Origin of the sequence: [Clostridium] symbiosum, assembly GCA_036419695.1 — a bacterium.
Lineage (GTDB): Bacteria > Bacillota > Clostridia > Lachnospirales > Lachnospiraceae > Otoolea > Otoolea symbiosa_A.
Genome location: CP143946.1, coordinates 3,258,504 through 3,276,565, shown reverse-complemented (window position 1 = coordinate 3,276,565; position 18,062 = coordinate 3,258,504). Strand labels below are relative to the sequence as shown.

The 18,062-nt window shown below is 49.8% G+C and carries 18 protein-coding genes; 15 read left to right on the top strand and 3 right to left on the bottom strand.

Annotation, left to right across the window (positions count from 1 at the left end; genetic code table 11):
* Positions 1–152 precede the first annotated feature (152 nt).
* From V3C10_14955 to V3C10_14935, 5 genes are read left to right on the top strand one after another with little or no spacing between them, the layout of a single operon-like run.
* The gene (locus tag V3C10_14955; GenBank protein ID WVP64636.1) at positions 153–500 is read left to right on the top strand and encodes a DRTGG domain-containing protein; all 348 of its coding nucleotides are present in this window, start codon (positions 153–155) and stop codon (positions 498–500) included.
* Positions 500–925 carry an ATP-binding protein gene (locus V3C10_14950; protein ID WVP60603.1) on the top strand — a complete coding sequence of 142 codons (426 nt, stop codon included), beginning with the start codon at positions 500–502 and terminating at the stop codon, positions 923–925. Before V3C10_14955 ends, V3C10_14950 begins: the two co-directional genes overlap by 1 nt.
* A 30-nt stretch (positions 926–955) precedes the next feature.
* A complete protein-coding gene (locus V3C10_14945; GenBank protein ID WVP60602.1) occupies positions 956–2,368 on the top strand; it encodes a [Fe-Fe] hydrogenase large subunit C-terminal domain-containing protein in 1,413 nt (470 codons plus the stop codon).
* Positions 2,346–2,696, top strand: coding sequence for a hypothetical protein (locus V3C10_14940; protein ID WVP60601.1), 351 nt, complete (start codon positions 2,346–2,348; stop codon positions 2,694–2,696). Before V3C10_14945 ends, V3C10_14940 begins: the two co-directional genes overlap by 23 nt.
* Position 2,697: 1 nt before the next feature.
* Entirely contained in the window at positions 2,698–3,423 is a 726-nt protein-coding gene (locus tag V3C10_14935; GenBank protein WVP60600.1) for a PHP domain-containing protein, read from the top strand.
* 179 nt (positions 3,424–3,602) lie between these two features.
* Here the strand turns inward: V3C10_14935 and V3C10_14930 are convergent, their stop codons facing one another.
* Entirely contained in the window at positions 3,603–4,970 is a 1,368-nt protein-coding gene (locus V3C10_14930) for an MATE family efflux transporter (protein ID WVP60599.1), read from the bottom strand.
* A gap of 484 nt (positions 4,971–5,454) precedes the next feature.
* On the opposite strand from V3C10_14930, the gene V3C10_14925 reads away from it, so the two are divergent.
* The 8 genes from V3C10_14925 (at position 5,455) to V3C10_14890 (ending at position 13,564) form a co-directional block, all read left to right on the top strand.
* On the top strand, positions 5,455–6,198 hold the full coding sequence (locus V3C10_14925) for a PIG-L family deacetylase (GenBank protein ID WVP60598.1): 744 nt from the start codon (positions 5,455–5,457) through the stop codon (positions 6,196–6,198).
* Between the two features lie 12 nt (positions 6,199–6,210).
* Positions 6,211–6,564, top strand: a complete 354-nt coding sequence (locus tag V3C10_14920) for a VOC family protein (GenBank protein ID WVP60597.1) — start codon at positions 6,211–6,213, stop codon at positions 6,562–6,564.
* 49 nt (positions 6,565–6,613) lie between these two features.
* Positions 6,614–7,318 carry an RraA family protein gene (locus V3C10_14915; GenBank protein ID WVP60596.1) on the top strand — a complete coding sequence of 235 codons (705 nt, stop codon included), beginning with the start codon at positions 6,614–6,616 and terminating at the stop codon, positions 7,316–7,318.
* A complete protein-coding gene (locus tag V3C10_14910; GenBank protein WVP60595.1) occupies positions 7,315–8,316 on the top strand; it encodes an NAD(P)-dependent oxidoreductase in 1,002 nt (333 codons plus the stop codon). The genes V3C10_14915 and V3C10_14910 overlap by 4 nt, the downstream gene beginning before the upstream one ends.
* A 12-nt stretch (positions 8,317–8,328) precedes the next feature.
* Positions 8,329–9,438, top strand: a complete 1,110-nt coding sequence (locus V3C10_14905) for a tripartite tricarboxylate transporter substrate binding protein (GenBank protein ID WVP60594.1) — start codon at positions 8,329–8,331, stop codon at positions 9,436–9,438.
* A 60-nt stretch (positions 9,439–9,498) separates the two neighbouring features.
* Positions 9,499–9,957, top strand: a complete 459-nt coding sequence (locus V3C10_14900; protein WVP60593.1) for a tripartite tricarboxylate transporter TctB family protein — start codon at positions 9,499–9,501, stop codon at positions 9,955–9,957.
* 13 nt (positions 9,958–9,970) lie between these two features.
* On the top strand, positions 9,971–11,485 hold the full coding sequence (locus tag V3C10_14895; GenBank protein WVP60592.1) for a tripartite tricarboxylate transporter permease: 1,515 nt from the start codon (positions 9,971–9,973) through the stop codon (positions 11,483–11,485).
* A gap of 120 nt (positions 11,486–11,605) precedes the next feature.
* On the top strand, positions 11,606–13,564 hold the full coding sequence (locus V3C10_14890; GenBank protein ID WVP60591.1) for a sigma 54-interacting transcriptional regulator: 1,959 nt from the start codon (positions 11,606–11,608) through the stop codon (positions 13,562–13,564).
* 183 nt (positions 13,565–13,747) lie between these two features.
* Here the strand turns inward: V3C10_14890 and V3C10_14885 are convergent, their stop codons facing one another.
* Positions 13,748–14,686: a LysR family transcriptional regulator gene (locus tag V3C10_14885; GenBank protein WVP60590.1), complete on the bottom strand. Its 939-nt coding sequence runs from the start codon at positions 14,684–14,686 to the stop codon at positions 13,748–13,750.
* 164 nt (positions 14,687–14,850) lie between these two features.
* Here V3C10_14885 and V3C10_14880 point away from each other — a divergent pair, with 164 nt between their 5' ends.
* Entirely contained in the window at positions 14,851–15,741 is an 891-nt protein-coding gene (locus tag V3C10_14880) for an MBL fold metallo-hydrolase (protein ID WVP60589.1), read from the top strand.
* 56 nt (positions 15,742–15,797) lie between these two features.
* Positions 15,798–17,129: an SLC13 family permease gene (locus tag V3C10_14875; GenBank protein WVP60588.1), complete on the top strand. Its 1,332-nt coding sequence runs from the start codon at positions 15,798–15,800 to the stop codon at positions 17,127–17,129.
* Positions 17,130–17,321: 192 nt separating this feature from the next.
* Here V3C10_14875 and V3C10_14870 read toward each other — a convergent pair whose 3' ends face one another.
* Positions 17,322–18,053 carry a hypothetical protein gene (locus V3C10_14870; GenBank protein WVP60587.1) on the bottom strand — a complete coding sequence of 244 codons (732 nt, stop codon included), beginning with the start codon at positions 18,051–18,053 and terminating at the stop codon, positions 17,322–17,324.
* Positions 18,054–18,062: the final 9 nt, after the last annotated feature.

Below are 18,062 nucleotides of genomic sequence, written 5' to 3'. Positions count from 1 at the left end.
ATGATTACTGAACTTTTTTAAATAGTTTAACATGGTCTTACAGAAAAATCCACAATATTTTTGTTGATAATTCCTATTTACGATGATATCCTAGATACAGGACTTTGTAAAAATAAAACAAATATGCAGGAGGATGAGGAGGAATTATTATGATGACCGTAGAAGACGCACGCAGGGTCCTGGGAGCGAGGGTCCTGGTTGGGGAGGAATACCTGGATCGGGAAGTGAGAACTGCCTGCGGCGCAGATATGATGAGTGATGTACTTGCATTTTCCAAGGATCATTCCATTCTTTTGACCGGACTCTGCAATCCACAGGTTATCAGGACGGCCGAGATGCTGGACATCGTCTGTATTATCTTTGTCCGCGGGAAGAAGCCGGATCAGCTCATGCTGGATTTGGCAAAGGAGACCGGCCTTGTTATTATGGAGACGGGACACAGGATGTTTTCTGCCTGCGGCATGCTCTATGAAGCAGGCCTGCGGGGAGGTGCAATCTGATGGATGATGTGATTACACTGCAGTATAAGGTATCTCCCGATGACTTTACGAGGGCGGGAGAGGCCAGCAGTGATGTTAAGAATAAGTTAAAACAACTGGGTATCAGTCCCAGCGCCATAAGAAAAGTAGCGATAGCCATGTACGAGGGAGAGATCAATATGGTCATCCACGCCAAAGGCGGGGATATCACGGTGGAGGTGTCGCCGGAGTCCATAAAGATGGTCCTGGCCGATGTCGGGCCTGGAATTCCCGATATCGAACTGGCTATGAAGGAGGGATATTCCACCGCCCCTGATGAAATCAGGAGCCTTGGCTTTGGAGCCGGTATGGGGCTTTCCAATATGAAAAAATATTCCGATTATATGGATATCCAGACAGAACTGGGAGTTGGAACGACGATAACGATGATTGTCAATGTTGCATAAAACAGTCTGTCCGGGTGAGGAGGGAAGGTTATGGATAAATTTTACCATTCCGTTCGTCTGGACCCGGAGCTTTGCAAGGGATGCATTAACTGCATCAAGCGATGCCCCACCCAGGCAATTCGGGTGAGAAACAGAAAAGCGCAGATAAACAGCAAGTTTTGTATTGACTGCGGCGAGTGTATTCGCGTATGTCCGCATCACGCTAAGCTGGCTCTTTATGATCCGCTGGATTCGTTAAAACAATATGAATATACGGTGGCCCTTCCGGCTCCGTCGCTGTACAGCCAGTTCAATAACCTGGACGACGTGAATATTGTGCTGAACGGCCTGGTTCTGATGGGCTTTGACGATGTATTTGAGGTGAGCGCGGCCGCCGAGATGGTCTCGGAAGCGACGCGGGAATACATAGCGGCCAATTATTCGGGTGCGCCTTTCATCAGCACGGCCTGCCCTTCGGTGGTACGCCTGATAAGAGTGAAGTTTCCTAATTTAATATCAAACCTGCTCCCCTTAAAGCCGCCGATCGAGGTGGCGGCGCAGCTTGCCGTCAAGAAGGCGATGGAGAAGACGGGACTGCCCAGGGAGAAAATCGGCATTTTCTTTATTTCTCCGTGTCCGTCTAAGGTGACATATGTAAAATCACCACTGGGAACGGATAAGAGCGAGGTGAACCGGGTGCTGGCGATCAAGGATATCTATCCGCAGCTAATCTCCTATATGCAGACGGTCGACGCGAAGGCGCCGGATATGATGGAGTCGGGGAAGATAGGCGTAGGCTGGGGAAGAAGGAGCGGGGAAGCCGGCGGCCTTTTCACGGAGAGCTACCTGGCGGCCGACGGAATTGAGAACGTAATCCGTGTACTGGAGGACATGGAGGACCAGAAATTCTCCAACCTTAAGTTTGTGGAATTAAACGCCTGCAACGGAGGTTGTGTCGGCGGCGTCCTGACGGTGGAGAATCCCTATGTTGCGGAAGTTAAATTAAAATGGCTCCATAAATACATGCCGGTTTCCAGGAGCCATCTGGACGAAGACGCCAGGAACTGTGTCAACTGGACCCAGCCGGTGGAATTTGAACCGGTATTCAATCTGGGGAATACGATGATGGAGAGCTTTTCCAGGTTTAACCAGGTGGAGCGGATCTGCAAGAAACTCCCCGGGCTGGACTGCGGCTCCTGCGGCGCGCCGACCTGTAAGGCGCTGGCGGAGGATATTGTGCGCGGCGAGGCGGATGAGAAGGACTGTATTTACCATCTGAGGGAGAATCTCCACAAGCTGTCCGAAGAAGTGACAATCATGGCGGACTGTATGATCGACGGGGAGAACTTTGGCGACGAGGCCGTCTATGTGCTCCGCGAATGTGTCCATAAAATTGCCGACGAGATGTCGCGTCTTGAGAAGAATGCCAGGAGGATAGAAGATGACCTTAAACAATCTGATTGAGAAGCTGATTGAGAGCGGCCGTTTCGAGAAGGTCAGCGATGGGGCGGATCCGGAACGCGAAGTGACCGGTGTTTACTGCTGCGATCTTTTAAGTATTGCGATGGGACGGGCGCCGGAAGGCAGCGTGTGGGTGACCGTGATGGGCAACATTAACACCCTGGCGGTGGCGGCCCTGACGGATGTCTCCTGTATTATACTGGCGGAGGGCGTTTCACTCGATGAGACGGCGGCAAAGAAGGCAAAAGAGCAGGGAATTACGGTGTTCCGGACGGAGGTCCCTGTTTTTGACGGAGCCCTGGAGGTTTACAGAATACTCGGGAGAATCTGACATGATGAATCTGTTTTATGATCTGCACCTGCATTCCTGCCTCTCGCCCTGTGGAAACGATGATATGACGCCCTATAACATAGCGGGTATGGCGGCGGTCAAGGGGCTGGATGTGATTGCCGTGACCGATCACAATTCCTGCAAAAACTGTCCGGCGGTGCTGGCCGCGGCCGGGGAGTACGGCATCCTGGCCATCCCTGGGATGGAGATTAACACATCGGAGGAAGTTCATGCGGTCTGCCTTTTTAAAACTCTTGAGGCGGCGATGGAGTTTGACGCCTATGTCTACGGGCATCTAATACCGGTTGCGAACAGGGAGGATATATTTGGAAAACAGGAGATTTATGACTGTTCCGATTGTGTCTGCGGCCATGTGGAGAATCTCCTTATCAACAGCACCGACATTTCTTTCGAGGGCCTGTGGAAACTGGTGCGCTCCTATGGAGGCGTCATGTTTCCCGCGCATATCGACAAGCCGACCAACAGCCTGATTTCCAACCTGGGCTTCATTCCCGTGGACAGCCGTTTTACTGCGGCGGAGATAGCGGATATGGGGAAGTACCACACGCTTAAAAAGAGTAACCCCTATCTGGAAAAGTGCATCATTTTAAGCGATTCGGATGCTCATTACCTGGAAGACATCCATGAGCCGCGGCTGACGCTTTCCGTGGAAGAGCGGTCGGTGGAGGCGGTGGTGGATGCGCTGCTCGGGATTAAGAAAAGCTGAGAAGAAAAAGGGGTATTTAATATATTAAGACTATGAACTATTGAGCCATTGAAGCATATAAAATCATATAAAAAGCAGCCCGGTACCGACAGACCGGGCTGCTTTTTATATGATTTTGTGTGATAGGGGCTTAATGGGCAATTGCGATGGAAGTATCATCGCTTAAGTAGTCTGCAGAGTCAGGAACTGTGACCGATTGCCCCGGATTTTCTTAAGAACCTGGCCAGCACGAAGACCGACAGGACGGCCAGAATGACTTCCGCAATCACCTGGGCAAAAGGAAGCCCGTAGAGCGGGAAAAAGCGGTTCAGTAAGTAAAGCAGGGGAATTTCCAGAATTACCTTGCGGGAGATGGCAAAAAACAGCGATTCTTTGCCCATTCCCACGGCCTGGAAGGTGCCGACCGCCATGAAATCCACGCAGAGGAAAGGGAGCGCCAGACAGAAGCCCCTTAAAAAGTGGGTTCCATAAGCGACGGTTTCTGCATCTTCAATAAAAAAGCGTGTCAGTGTTCCGGCAGAAAAATAAAAAATTATGGTCACGGTGACTAAAAAGGACAGAGCCAGCTTTTCTGCAAAAAAGAGCGCCTCTTTCATCCTCTTCCTGTTGCCACTGGCGTAGTTATAGCTGATTAAAGGCATCAAACCCTGGGACAGTCCCATTGCCACATACATCGGCACCATGTTCACCTTTTGACAGATTCCCATGGCCGCAAGGGCGGTGGCGCCGTAGGAGGCGGTGAAGTTGTTAAGAATCGTCGTTCCCGTCACATTTAAAAGGTTCTGGATGGAGGCGGGGATGCCGACGGAACAGACCCCCGTTATAATTTCACGGCTCAGCTTCAGCGACTTCGGGGAGATGCTGATACAGGTGGTCTTTCTTCTCGCAAACAGATAGACCAGGAAATAAACCAGGGCAAAACAGTTGGAAAGGCAGGTTGCCAAGGCGGCTCCGACGGCGCCCATATTAAGTCCCCAGGGCAGTATGAAAACCGGGTCCAGCACAATATTTAAAAGACAGCCACTCATCGTTCCGATACTGGCGTGGAGCGCGGAACCCTCCGACCGGATCATATAGGCCATCACGACGTTCAAGATGGCAGGGACGGCGCCGACGGTAACGGTCCAGTTCAGATAGCCGCCGGTAGGGATTCCGGTGACAGAATCGGCGCCCAAAAGAGCGAGAAGAGGGCCGCGAAAGACGGTGGTGAGAAGGGCAAAAAGCGCCCCGCAGAAAAACGCGCCGTAGAACCCGAAGGAGGAACTCTCGCGGACGGTCTTATAGTCCTTTCTGCCGAGAGCCCGGCTGATCATGCTGGAGCTGCCGACCCCAAACAGGTTATTGACCGCATTAAAAGCAAGCAGCATGGGGGCTGCCAGCGCTACCGCGGCGGTCTGGACCGGATTGTTCATCATACCCACAAAATAGGTGTCGGCAAGGCTGTAGAGAACGGTGACGACCGAACTTAAGACAGTCGGGACCGCAAGGGTCAGGACGGCCCTGCCGATGGGGCTGGTTTCAAATAACTCTTCTCTGTTTTTATTCATAAAATTCATCTCCCGGTTTCCTGAAATTGCTCCGATAATGTAAAAGTTTTGGTAACGATGATGGTACGGAACGTTACAGTCTGTGACACAGTATATCATAATTTTTTAGCAAAATCTATACATCTGGATTGGAGGCAAGAGGCGGTTTCCTTTGTAATATATGTGATAAGAGGAAAAGTGAAACATAGAGAAACGGTTGTGGGAAACGGTGTAACAATAAAGTGAAACATTTGAAACAAATGAAAAAATGTCCTACCAAAACACATTCCCTCTTCTAAAATAAAATTGAAATTAAAAGGAATTGTTTTTACTCTCAGAAAGTTGATAAATCAGCTGATTTCAGATAATATAATTTAAAAGCAGAGTGAAATCAGAGAAAAATAGAGCGCATTGCAAAATAGTGGCATGCAACTTGCTATTATATAGAACTGTAAGCAAGTAAAAGGATCCAGAAGACCAACAAAAAGAAAAGGAGAGGACCATCATGACTACTATTTTTGAAAAACCGAGTATCCTGGTTGTTGCCGGCCATATTGGAGATTTTGTATGGAGAAGCGGGGGAGTGATAGCGCGCTATGCACAGGAGGGAAGCGCCATTAAGCTCATCATCGTGTCCGACGGGCTGCGCGGTGAGGCGAATGACTACTGGAAGACGGAAGGGGCTAATGCGGAGGAAGGATTAAAGAGACGGCGCGCGGAGGGAGCCGAGGCGGCCAGGATACTGGGCGTGGAGGAGGCGGAATTCTGGGGACTGCCGGATTATCCGATGACGGGGGCGGACGGCTGTGTTGAAAAACTGGCCCATGAGATAAGGGAGTTCCGGCCGAATCTGATTATCACTCATTCTGCCTTTGATGCATTTAACCCGGATCATAACACGGTCCACCAACTCGTTCAGAAAGCGCATGCCGCAGCAACCGGAGCCGGTTTCCGGGACGGGCTGGAGGTTTCGCCCAGACAGACGCCGATTTTCGGCTTCGAGCCCCATATCACGGAAATCAGTGAATTTAAACCGGTTGTCTATGTCGACATTACAGAGGTGTTTGAGATAAAAAGCCGCGCGATGAAGGTATTTTCCACACAGCCCGGAATGTATGCCGCCTATAAGCGTAAAGCGGAGGTGCGGGCCAATGAAGCGTCGGGCCGCGGAAGCCGGCCGGGCTGCAAATATGCGGAGGCATTTTCCATCTATCATCCGATTGCCGCTTCCGGCGGTTTTGTGTGGTAAGGAGGTAAATCTATGTTAGTTAAAGTGGACCATATTGATCTCAGGGTAACGGAGTTTGATGAAACGATAGCCATGTTTGAAAAACTGGGTCTGGCGGTGAAGCGCAGCATGCCGCAGAGAAACTCGGTGGAAATGGCGCTTCCCGGGGAAAATCAGGTGGTTTTTGAGATACATAAAGTGCAGGACGGCGCATTTACCGGTATCCACCATATCGCTTTTAAGAGTGAAGGGGAGAACGATGATGTGGAGTGCCTGAAAGCGAAGGGGATTGAGTTTAAGAGTGAAAAAAAGAAGATAGCAGATACCGGGCGGACCGTCAGCAGTTTTTCGGACGGCAACGGGCTGACGTGGCAGCTGACCGATTAATATTATTTTAGTACGGTCGGATTTGTATACAGAAAAGGAGAATAAAAGTATGGGTAATCATGTAGGGCGCAGGGTTTTTTTAAATATAAACAGGCCGGATCCGGAGCTGGTGGAGCAGTTCCGGGGATTTCCTTCCAGCAACATTGGTGATGTGATGGAGCGGCTTTACTGTACCAGCTCAGAGATAAAGCCGTTGAATGACGCCCCTCTTCTGGGCGTGGCCTTTACGGTGAAATGTCCTTCGGGAGACAACATGATGTTTCACCGGGCGATGGATCTCGCAAAACCGGGCGATGTGCTGGTGGTGGACGGACGCGGAGGGATGGAGCGCGCCCTGGCCGGTGAGATTATGATGCGCTATTGTATTTCAAGAGGATTTGCCGGAGTGGTGGTCGAGGGATGCATGAGGGACAGCGACGCCGTGCGGGATATGGACTTTCCGGTCTACTGTAAGGGAATCACTCCCCAGGGACCGTATAAAAACGGCCCCGGTGAGATCAATGTCCCCGTCTGTGTCGGCGGACAGGTGATACGGCCCGGCGATATTTTAGTGGGTGACCGGGATGGAATCGTCGTGATACGGCCGGAAGACGCCCCGGAAATCCTTAAAGAGGTTAGAAAAAAGTTTGCATCGGAGGAAAAAACCATCTCTGATTATACGGCCGGCCGCGTCAATTATGAAAAACACGAGGAACTGTACCGGGGGAAGATGGAGCAGGCGGATTTTCTTTACATAGAGGAGGGGGAGCGGTGAGAAAGATAGTCGTCGCGGGAATTTACAACGATAAGGCGGTGGAGCTTTTTAAAGAGCTGTGTCCGGAGGGATACAGCCTCAAATTTGTGGGAGTCCCGGAACAGAAGGTCCTGATTGAGGAGACAAAAGATGCGGACTATCTGTTTCTGCGGGGCAGGGTGGAGTTGAGCGATGAACTGCTTAAGTCTGCACGGAACCTGAAGCTGATGCAGAAGTGGGGGGCCGGATTTGACCAGTATGATATGAAGCAGATCGGCAGTTACAATATTCCCTTTATGAATTGTGCAGGAATCAATGCGGTACAGGTTTCCGAAATGACGGTGGCTCTGCTTCTCGCCTTATATAGAAGAATCCTCCCGCTGAACCGGGATTTAAGTAAAGGCATCTGGTCCAAGGAGGTTTATCTGCCCCAGTGCCATACGATCTGCGGTAAGTGCATCGGCATTGTCGGAATCGGCAATATAGGAAGAGCCGTTGCCCGGCTGATGCGGGGATTTGGGGCAAGGGTCCAGTATTATGATGCGCGCCGTCTTCCGCCTGAGACGGAGGAGAGGGAAGCGCTTCAGTATGTGGAGCTGGAAACACTGTTTCGCACTTCGGATGTAATTACGCTCCATGTCCCGCTGGTACCGGAGACAAAGTATCTGGTCAACCGGGAAACGATGGCAATGATGAAGAAAACTGCCGTGATTATCAATGCGGCCAGGGGCGGTGTGGTCAATGAGGCGGATTTATATGAGGCACTGGCGGAAGGGACGATAGCAGGGGCTGCCCTGGATGTGCTGGAGCAGGAGGACAAACCGGCGTCTGCGGCCCAAAATCCTCTGTTCAGCCTTGATAATACCGTGATTACACCGCATATGGGAGCCAGTACGGACGAGGTTTTGCAGGCTATGGTGGAACGCTGTTATGAGAATGTGACGGGGGTGGAAGAAGGGAGGATCACGGAGCCCGGACAGTTTCAAAACGGGATGTATTTTACAAAATATAATGCATAGGGAGGAAAACAAATGAAAAAAAGATTAGCAGCAGTTTTATGTCTCAGCATGATGATGGGCGTTCTGGCGGGATGCAGCGGCGGGAACAGTGCCGGAGCTCCGGCGAAGGAGACCGCTCAGGCGGAAGCCGGAACCGGGAACGCGGAACAGGCGGAAAGTAAACCGGAAAAAGCCGCGGCGGATTCAGCCGGTGGGGAATACGCAGATTTTCCAACGAAAAATATTACTTACATCTGTTCCGGCAGTGCGGGAGGAGGACTGGATCTCTGCGCCAGAATGATTTCCCCTTACATAGAAAAGTATCTGCCTGGAAACGGAACCGTGACGGTTGAAAATGTGACGGGAGGGCAGAACTGGAATGCCTGGATCCGTTTAATCCAGTCTGCGCCGGACGGCTATAATATCGGCTCCCTGGCCACGCCTCAATTCTGCAATTATTTAAATAAATCTCTTCAAATCCAGTATACGATGGATGATTATACCCCTCTCGTAAACTGTGTTACCGATTATTGCACCATCTGTGTCCGGGCGGATGACAGCCGGTTTGACGATGTGGACAATCTGGAAGAATTAGTTGCCTGTCTGAAGGAAAATTCGGAAACGGAATTTTTAGTCAGCCTGACCTCGGGAGGCGGAGCCGATGAAATTGCGATGTATGAGTTCATGGGCTGGAGCAAAATTACAAATATGACAGGAATCAATTACGCGGACGGTATATCGGCCTCCAAGGCTGGATTCCTGGGAGCCGAGACAGATATTTATTTTGGCAAGGTAGGCGATTCCTTTACCATGTTCGAGGATGGAAACGCAAAGATACTGGCCGTTCTGGCATCGGAGCGATCGGAAATTCTTCCCGATGTGCCAACGGGAAAAGAGCAGGGGTTTGACGTTGTACTGGGTTCCTCGCGCGGCATCGTCGTGCCGAACGGAATGGATGAAGAGCTGAAGGCAATTCTCGAGGATGCCTGTAAAAAGGCGTCGGAAGATCCGGAGTACCTGGCGACCATGAAAGCCGGAGGATATGAGGTGGACTTTATGGGAAGTGAAGAGTATGCCGCATACTTAGCCGGTGTTAAAGAAATGGTTGAAAAATATGCGGATCAGCTTGGATACAATGAGTAGGGGACGTAAAAAGCGGAGGACACTAACGATTCCTGTTTGTTTCCGGAATGGAGGAGTGAAATGAAAAAATATTTGACACTGGATGTGGTAATTGGGATGCTTCTGATACTTTTCAGCGGCTGGTTCTGGTATTTATCGCTGGCGTTTCCGGAAGCCGCCCAGATGTTTCCCCAGTTATTTCTGACCGTGACCTTTCTTTTATCCGTACTGCTGCTGATAAGCGGCGTGGCTGAACAGTCAAAGCGGATAAAAAAAGGAGAACTCCGGGAAGGGGCCGGTTTTTTAAAACAGTTTATCCTGCCGTGCAAGGCATACTGCATTATGGTGCTTTATATCATTGGAATCAGGAGTATCGGCTTTTTTGTGGCAACTACCGTTTTTATGGCCGCATTCATGTATTTTCTGAAGGTCAGGAAACCGTTCATACTGTTGGGAGTGACGGCAGGGATGGATCTGTTCCTCTATGTGATGTTTTGCATGGGGTTAAAACTCAGCCTGCCCGCGGGAATTCTGTTTTGAGGAGGTGATTGTTTTGCTACAGACATTTTTAGATGCGGGCCCTGAGATCTTTGCGTCCCTGTTTACACTGGAGACGATGTTCTGCATTCTCCTGGGCGTTGTGGGAGGGATGTTTATCGGCGCCCTGCCGGGGCTGAGCGCGACAATGGGAATTGCCCTGATGCTTCCGTTTACCTACGGACTGTCGCCGATTTCCGCCATAGCCATGCTGATGACCATTTACACTTCGGCTATCTGCGGCGGCTCGATTACCGCTATATTAATCCATACGCCGGGCACCCCGTCCTCTGCGGCGACCGCCCTGGATGGATTTCCGCTGACGAAACAGGGAAAGGGCCTGCAGGCTCTCGGCGTTTCTATCAGCGCTTCCATGATTGGCGGGACCATCAGCGCCGTGGCGCTTCTCTTCCTGGCCTCCATGCTGGCCTCCGCGGCCCTTAAATTCGGTTCCATGGAATATTTCCTGCTGGCCTGCCTGGGACTCAGCGTTATCGCAAGCCTGGCCTCGGAGTCATTAGTCAAGGGGCTCCTGGCCGGCTGCCTCGGCCTGGTGCTGGGATGTATTGGAATTGACGCTTCCTCCGGCTATGCCCGCTATACCTTCGGAATCGTGCCGCTGTTAGGCGGAATCCCGACGGTTCCCGCGCTGATTGGCCTGTTTTCAATCCCACAGGTGCTAGATCAGCTGGAAAACGCCCGCAGCCAGGGGAAGACCGTCAATGTGGCCGATGTGGCTGAGATGAGCGGGAAGGTGCTGCTGCCGTGGAAGGAATACAAAAAGCTGCTGCCCACGATTCTGCGTTCATCCGTGATTGGCGTGTTTGCCGGAATTCTGCCCGGAGCCGGAGGTGAGATCGGTTCCTGGATGGCATATAATACGGCAAAAAACAGATCAAAGAATAAGGAATTATTCGGAAAGGGCTCTTACGAAGGGGTGGCCGCATCGGAAGCGGGAAATAACGCCGTTACGGGCGGGGCCTGTATCCCGATGATGACTCTTGGAATACCCGGAAGCGCCGCGGCTGCTGTTCTGATGGGAGGACTGATGATCCACGGCCTGCAGCCCGGAGCCGACCTGTTTGTAAAAAAGGCGGGTACGACCTATGCAATTATTTTTGGCTTTATGCTGGCCAATATCATGATGGGAATCATCGGCCTGTTTATTGCCCGCTACATCGTCAGGATTACAAAAGTCCCGGTCAATATTCTCTGCCCGATTATCGTCGTGCTGGCCGTGGTTGGTTCCTACGCAATCTCAAGCGATATGTACAATGTCTATATAATGATTATTTTCGGCCTGATCGGTTACTTCATGAGACTGGCAAAGTTCCCTCCGGCTGCGATGGTGCTGGGCTTTCTGCTGGGCCACATGGCGGAGAAGGGACTGCGCCAGGCGGTCAACCTTTCAAGGGGAGATCTGCTGTCTTACTATCTGCACCGGCCAATCAGCCTGGTTATTACGGCTTTGATTATCATCGGAATATTCCTGCCGATGGTTCTTGACAAAATAAAAGCGTCCCGCTCATAAAAATAAAGCGCCTCTTCAGGAAATCAAAATCCAATCGGTTGCCGGATATTCGGGTGGATGTTATACTTGTCTTAACGGGTGGAACCGGTGAGGAACGGCTGTGTGCAGAAGAGGAGAAAAATGGACAGGAACAATAATTCCCAGATATCAATGATATGGACGAATCCCATTGCCTTTGAACTTTCAAAAAAACTGGTGGAGGAGAGGCAGTTGGACTGCCGCGTTATTCTGGCAGAATTATTGGAGGTGGAAGAGGTGGCGGCTTTGGAAGTAAGGCGGGGAGCTAAAATTATTATTTCCAGGGGCGGTGTCTGGAACCGCATCCAGAAGAAGGTCGCCATTCCCATGGTTGCCGTGCGTTTTGCTTTCTCTGATTTTGCCTCGGCCATCGAGGAGGCGTCCCGGTACGGCGAACAGATTGCCATGATTGTTTTCTCCGAGGTGATGCTTGAATCGGCTAAAAAAGAATACTATTACTGGAAGGTAAAGACGGTCGTCATCCAGGTTGCGGACATAAAGGAAGCGCGGGAGGAAATCGCCAGTTTAAAGAAGAAAGGAATCAGCGCCATCGTCGGAGGCGTGACGATCCGGAAGCTGGCCGCTGAGAAGGGAATTCCCTGTGTGCTGTTCGGCTGCAATGAGGATGTCGTGTTAGAAGCGATTTACGACGCACAGCGGCTTTTGAAACTCCTGCTGGCCCAGGAGGTCCGTTACCGCACGATCAGCATGCTGCTTGACAACTCCTCCGAGGGAATGATGACACTGGACAGGAACGGCGTTATTACAAATATTAATAAGGTGGCGCTGAAAATACTCGGAGGGGAACTTCGGGAGGAAGAGGTCCTTGGCAGGGAGTGCATCGAACTGTTTCCGTTCCCCGCCGTCATTTCGGGAACCATGCAGGGAAAACGGTTTTATAATTACCTCGTGGCGTACAGGAACCACTATCTGGCTGTCAGCAGCCTGCCGATTGTGACGGACGGCGTAATCAAGGGAATCATCGTAAATATCCAGGATTCGGACGATATCCAGGCGGTGGAGAATAAGATCCGCAGGCATTCGGCCACAAAAGGCTATGCCGCAAAATATACATTTCAGAACATTATCGGCGAGAGCGAAGAAATTGTAAAAGCCAAGCATCAGGCCATGATGTATGCGGGAGTGGACAGTACGGTGATGATCTGCGGCGATTCCGGCACGGGGAAAGAACTATTTGCCCAGAGCATCCACAATGCCAGCAGCAGGAGAAACCAGCCCTTTGTGGCAGTCAACTGCGCCGCCTTTCCGGAGAGTCTTTTGGAAAGTGAACTGTTCGGCTATGAAAAAGGAGCGTTTACGGGAGCCAGTCCCAATGGAAAAGCCGGGATTTTTGAGATGGCGCACAAAGGCACAATCTTTTTAGATGAGATTGGCGAGATGGCGGTTTCGCTTCAGTCGCGTCTTTTGAGGGTCATCCAGGAGCGTGAGATTGTCCGCCTGGGAGGCAGTTCCGTCATTCCCGTGGATGTCAGGATTATCACGGCGACAAATCGGAATCTTCTGGAGGAGATGAAAAAGGGCAATTTCCGGAAGGATCTGTACTACCGGCTAAGCGTTTTGACGTTGCAGCTTCCCCTGCTGGAGGAGAGAGCGGAAGATATCGCGCCACTGGCCCTGCAGTTTGCAAAAACCTTTGGGGAAAAGCACGGGCGGGAGATCACGGGGATTGCGCCCGGTGCGCTGGAACTATTGAAGACACACCGCTATTACGGAAATATAAGAGAGCTGTCCAATATCATTGAGCGGGCTGCCATCTTTGCCACAGAGACCGAGATTTCCGTGGGAGATGTTAAAATGGCCCTGTTTGGCAACGCGTTTTCGGAGACGGTATGCCTGGAAACCGCGGATGCACCGGAACGGGCTTCGGGCAGCATAGGGACGTCGGATGAAGAAGGCCGCGAAAACAGGGAAGAGGACCGGATTAAGGCCGCCCTGCATGAGGCGGACGGGAATTGTACGAAAGCGGCGGGGCTGCTTCATATCAGCAGGACGACGCTGTGGAGAAAGATGAAGAAATATCGGATAAAGGAAGAGCGATAGGCTTTTAAATTCCGTTGTTTCGTTTCGTATACAACATATGAAGGGGATGTAAAAAAACTTCCAAACCGAAAAAAGCACTGAGGTCGTGAGACATTCAGCACTTTTTTCGGTTTGGGAGTTTTTTGCAGCCCCTTTTATGAAATATGATTCCTATTATTACTATCCGGAAGCGGGATACTGCAACTAATCGACAGATGAATCTTCAGGCAGGTGGTAATAATCCAGTACAAAGTTCCAGAAATCCATAGCAGCTTCCGTCATCAAAGCTTTCCGATGCCTCATCAGATAGACGGTCCGTGATTTACCCGGTTCAGACAATTTGTAATGTCTCAGGCCAGGGCAAAGGGCCAGGGCATCCGAAAGGCAGGACTCCGGAATCAGGGAGACCGCCAATCCGTGTCGGATCGTACTGATTTTTGTGAGAAAATCATCGGTCTGATAAAAGGTTCTTGGTATGAAACCTGCTTTTTGGCAAAGTGAATAGGTGATATCGCTGAAAAACAGATCGGACTGGGACATAACAACAAAAGGCGTATTATCAAAATAAGCCAAATCAACAAACTCTGCATCTTTCTTTATCGTGCAAGGAAACTCTTTGCAGTTTTCGGATGCGATTAATACCATATTTTCCTGAAAAAGCGGCTGAGATACCCAGAATTGTTCCTTATTCACAATAGGATGGTTATTGGAAGAGGAATACAGGATAAAATCCAAATCTTCACTTTGATTCTGGTTTATCAGCATATTTGACTGGCTGATATCGAAGTCGATAAGAGGGTTAAGGGAAGAATATGCGTTTGCGCATGATGTAATGATGGGAGCGTATGCATAGCAGTAGATACGAATCATTCCCAAAGTTTCATAAGAGATACTTCTGGCCGTATTGATACCGAGGGTGAGGGTATTAAGTGCCTCTTCAGCATATTTTGCGAAAATAAGACCATTATGATTTAATTTGAGACGGTTTTTGGTCCGATCAAATAATTGGAGATTCAGCTCATTTTCAAGAGAAGTTATATTTTTACTGAGCGCCGACTGGGAAATGTTCAAAAAATCGGCGGCAGCAGAGACATGTTCGGTTTTTACCAGTTCCAGAAAATATTTTAATTGATATAGTTCCACGGCGCCTCCTGATAAAGTCACGTGAGTATTCCTGTAAGTCATACTGCTGTGAATGAGATCGAATTGTTTATATGGGTTAACATTTATATAATTATCGTAACGTTTTAATTGTAAAAGATTATGACGCAAAAATCAATTGTATTGGTGTGGAAGGAGAAGTAATTATGTTTAATCGTTTTGGCAACATGATGCCGCCGGAAGAGGCGAAGAGAAGGCCGTATCTTATTGACATGGCTCCCTTTAATATACTGGGGAACCTGTATTTTGTGGGAAATAAGTGGTGTTCCTCGCATTTGATTGATACGGGTGACGGGCTTCTGCTGCTGGATACCCCATGTGCGTCCGGCCTGCCCGGGCTGATTCATAACATCTGCCGTTTGAATTTCAGGATGGAGGATTTGAAGTATATTGTTGTTTCACATGCACACAGCGATCATTTCGGAGCGGTTGAGGCTCTCCGGCATATGACCGGCGCCCGGGCATTTATCAGCCGTGTGGATGCGGAGGATATGCGGGAAAATCCCGAACGTATGGCATCTATGAATGAGGATTTAGGCCCGTTTAATGAATGCTTTACTCCCGATGTGGAGTTGGAGGATGGTGATGTGATTGAGCTTGGCAATACAAAAATCCGATGTGTTCTCACTCCCGGGCACTCAAAAGGGGTTATGTCCCATTTCTGGAACCTGAGGCATGACGGGAAAGATTATAACGTTGGAATTTACGGAGGGGCCGGTTATTCGACCGTATCGGAAGAATGGTTAAAAAAAGCGGGATTGCCGCTTTCCCTGCGTGATGATTTCCTTTCTTCCATTGAAAAGGTCTGGAATGAACCGGTGGATATTATGCTGGGAAACCATCCGTTTCACAATGATACATACAGGAAGGCCGAAAAGAAGAAGAACGGAGAAGAAATGGTCTTTGTCGATCCCTCGGAATGGAGACGTTTCCTTTCGGAATTAAAGTCAGGATATCTCAATTTCCTGAATATGACGCCGGAAGAAATAAAAGAACAGAATGCGGTAAGCCAATGGAGCCGGTACTATCGCGATTAAAGAGGCCGGGGGAACAGAGAAATAATAAAATCAATACTACTGAGGAGGTAATGAAAATGAGTCCTACTATAATGGCGGTGATTCTGCTTGCACTTGTTGTTGGCGGCATCCTGTCGAGAAAAATTCCCATGAACTTTGTTATGTTTGCAGTCCCTGTTTTCTGTTTACTTGGGCTTGGGTATAATGTGTTTGAAATCAGCGGATTTATCCTGTCAAAGATTTCGGAGATCATGACTTCGGCCGGGTGGATGCTGTTATTTGGCCTGATTTATTTTACAATGCTGACGGAGTCGGGAATGTTTGATACCATTATCAATGGTGTCGTCACTCTGGTCGGAGAGCGCATGAATGTTGTCGTGGTTATGATTATGACTACAATTATCGGTGCTCTTGCTTATTTAACGGCCAGCATGTCCACTGCGTATCTGATCTGCTTTCCGATTATGATACCTATGTTTAAAAAGTTTAATATCAAAAGGGAATATGCGTTTATCATCTGCCAGACAGCGATGGCCGCCGTGTGTTTTCTTCCCTGGGGCATCGGGGTGGTAAATTCATCGATCATGGCGGGCTGCGATCCGACCGAGCTGGCCGCGGCATCGATTCCATGGGGACTTTGCTTTATCCCGGCTATTATTTTGCAATGGTTATACTTTGCATGGAGACATAAAAAGGAGAACGGTACGCTGGGACTGCCGGAAGAATCCGCCATGCTGAAAGTGAAAACAGAAGATGTAAAGGAGGAAAAACAAAATGCCCGGCCAAAACTCTTTTGGTTTAATCTTATCGTATTCATTGCAGCGCTTGTGTCACTGGCCGTCTTCAAACTGCCAAGCTATTTGATATTTCTGACAGCCTCGATCGTAACCGCTATGGTAAATTATCCGAATAACTTCGGTGAGATCTGGAACAAGGCCGGGCTGACGTTCTTTAATGTACTGATCATGCTGCTTGCAATCTGTTTCTATCTTGCGGCTTTCAACGCCGCTCCGGCTGATGGAAGCCGCCTATCCATGGTAAATGCGCTTGCTCAGGCCATGACTGGAATTCTTCCGGAATTTTTGATGCGATATATGTATATTATTTTCCTGTTCCTCTGCGTACCGATCATCTATTTTGTACCTTATCAGATTTATAATACGATGTATCCGCTTTTTATCTCTGTGGGGGCATCCTTTGGGATTGGAGGAATCGCAATTATTGCCCCGTTTGTCTGTAATCTGGCCCTTGCCACCGGCGTAACGCCAATGAATTCATCTACTTATGTGGGATGTGCGCTTTGTGAGGTTGAGCCGGAAAAGTTCTGTAAGTACGGGGCTGTAATCATGTTCATTACAAATGCGTTGGTGATGGTGGTTGCCGTTCTTACGGGGGTTTTGAGGATTTAATTGAGATGCGAGGACGCCTCTGAAAGACGGCGGACGGGGTGGTGGGAGGGGGGTGGATGAGTCTTCAGTCCCAGTTTGCAGGTTGTGGTGAGGGGGGAATCCAGGAGAAAAGATTCCTACGGGGACCCGCTTCCTTTTCTCCTTCCTTCCCCGGACAGGTTGTCGACGGGACTGAAGACTCACAAACCTGAATTAGCAGGCTGAGCCGCTGACACCGTTGGCGCTCACATCGACCATTGTAATAAGTCCTTTTTTATGGAGTACATAGGCCCATCCTATTGCCACCGGAATGGATATCAGAATAGCAATACCCTGATAGGACTGCATGTCCGGGATGAAGAGCAGCGCCAGGACGGAGAGGAATGTTGGGGCGATGGCTACCAGGGATTTGTTTTTAATATATTTATCGGAGGATTCTCTGCCAAACACACCGATGACCAGGGCGCCGATGAGGGCGGGAACGATATACTGGATGGCGGTTCTGAACACGGGCTGGGTGAGAACCGGAGCCAGGGGTTTTAAAAGTACAACTCCGAGGGCGATAATCATCGTTGTCTCGATTGAGGAAAGCGATACGGCCATTGTTGACACGGCATCGGCTTCCTGGGTGTTTGCTTCCACGCCCGCGATCTGCTGCGCAGAGATGACAACCGGAAGTTTCAGGCTCATTACATTTCCCGTGATAAAGGTAATGTAGGAAGAAGAACCCAGAATCGGGGCGTAACCGATGATTTCCGCAAAATCAATCGGGAGCATCAGGGCCAGCAGCCCGGCGCCGGACTGTATAATTGTCCCGGGGTTGGGGAAACACTTGTAAACTATGCAGATGACCGTTGGAATTCCAAGCATGAACCCGACGGCAATCAAAGAACCAATCCGGCCGATTCGGTGTACGCTGTCTATATATTTCTTATCTTCATTCATATTTATATC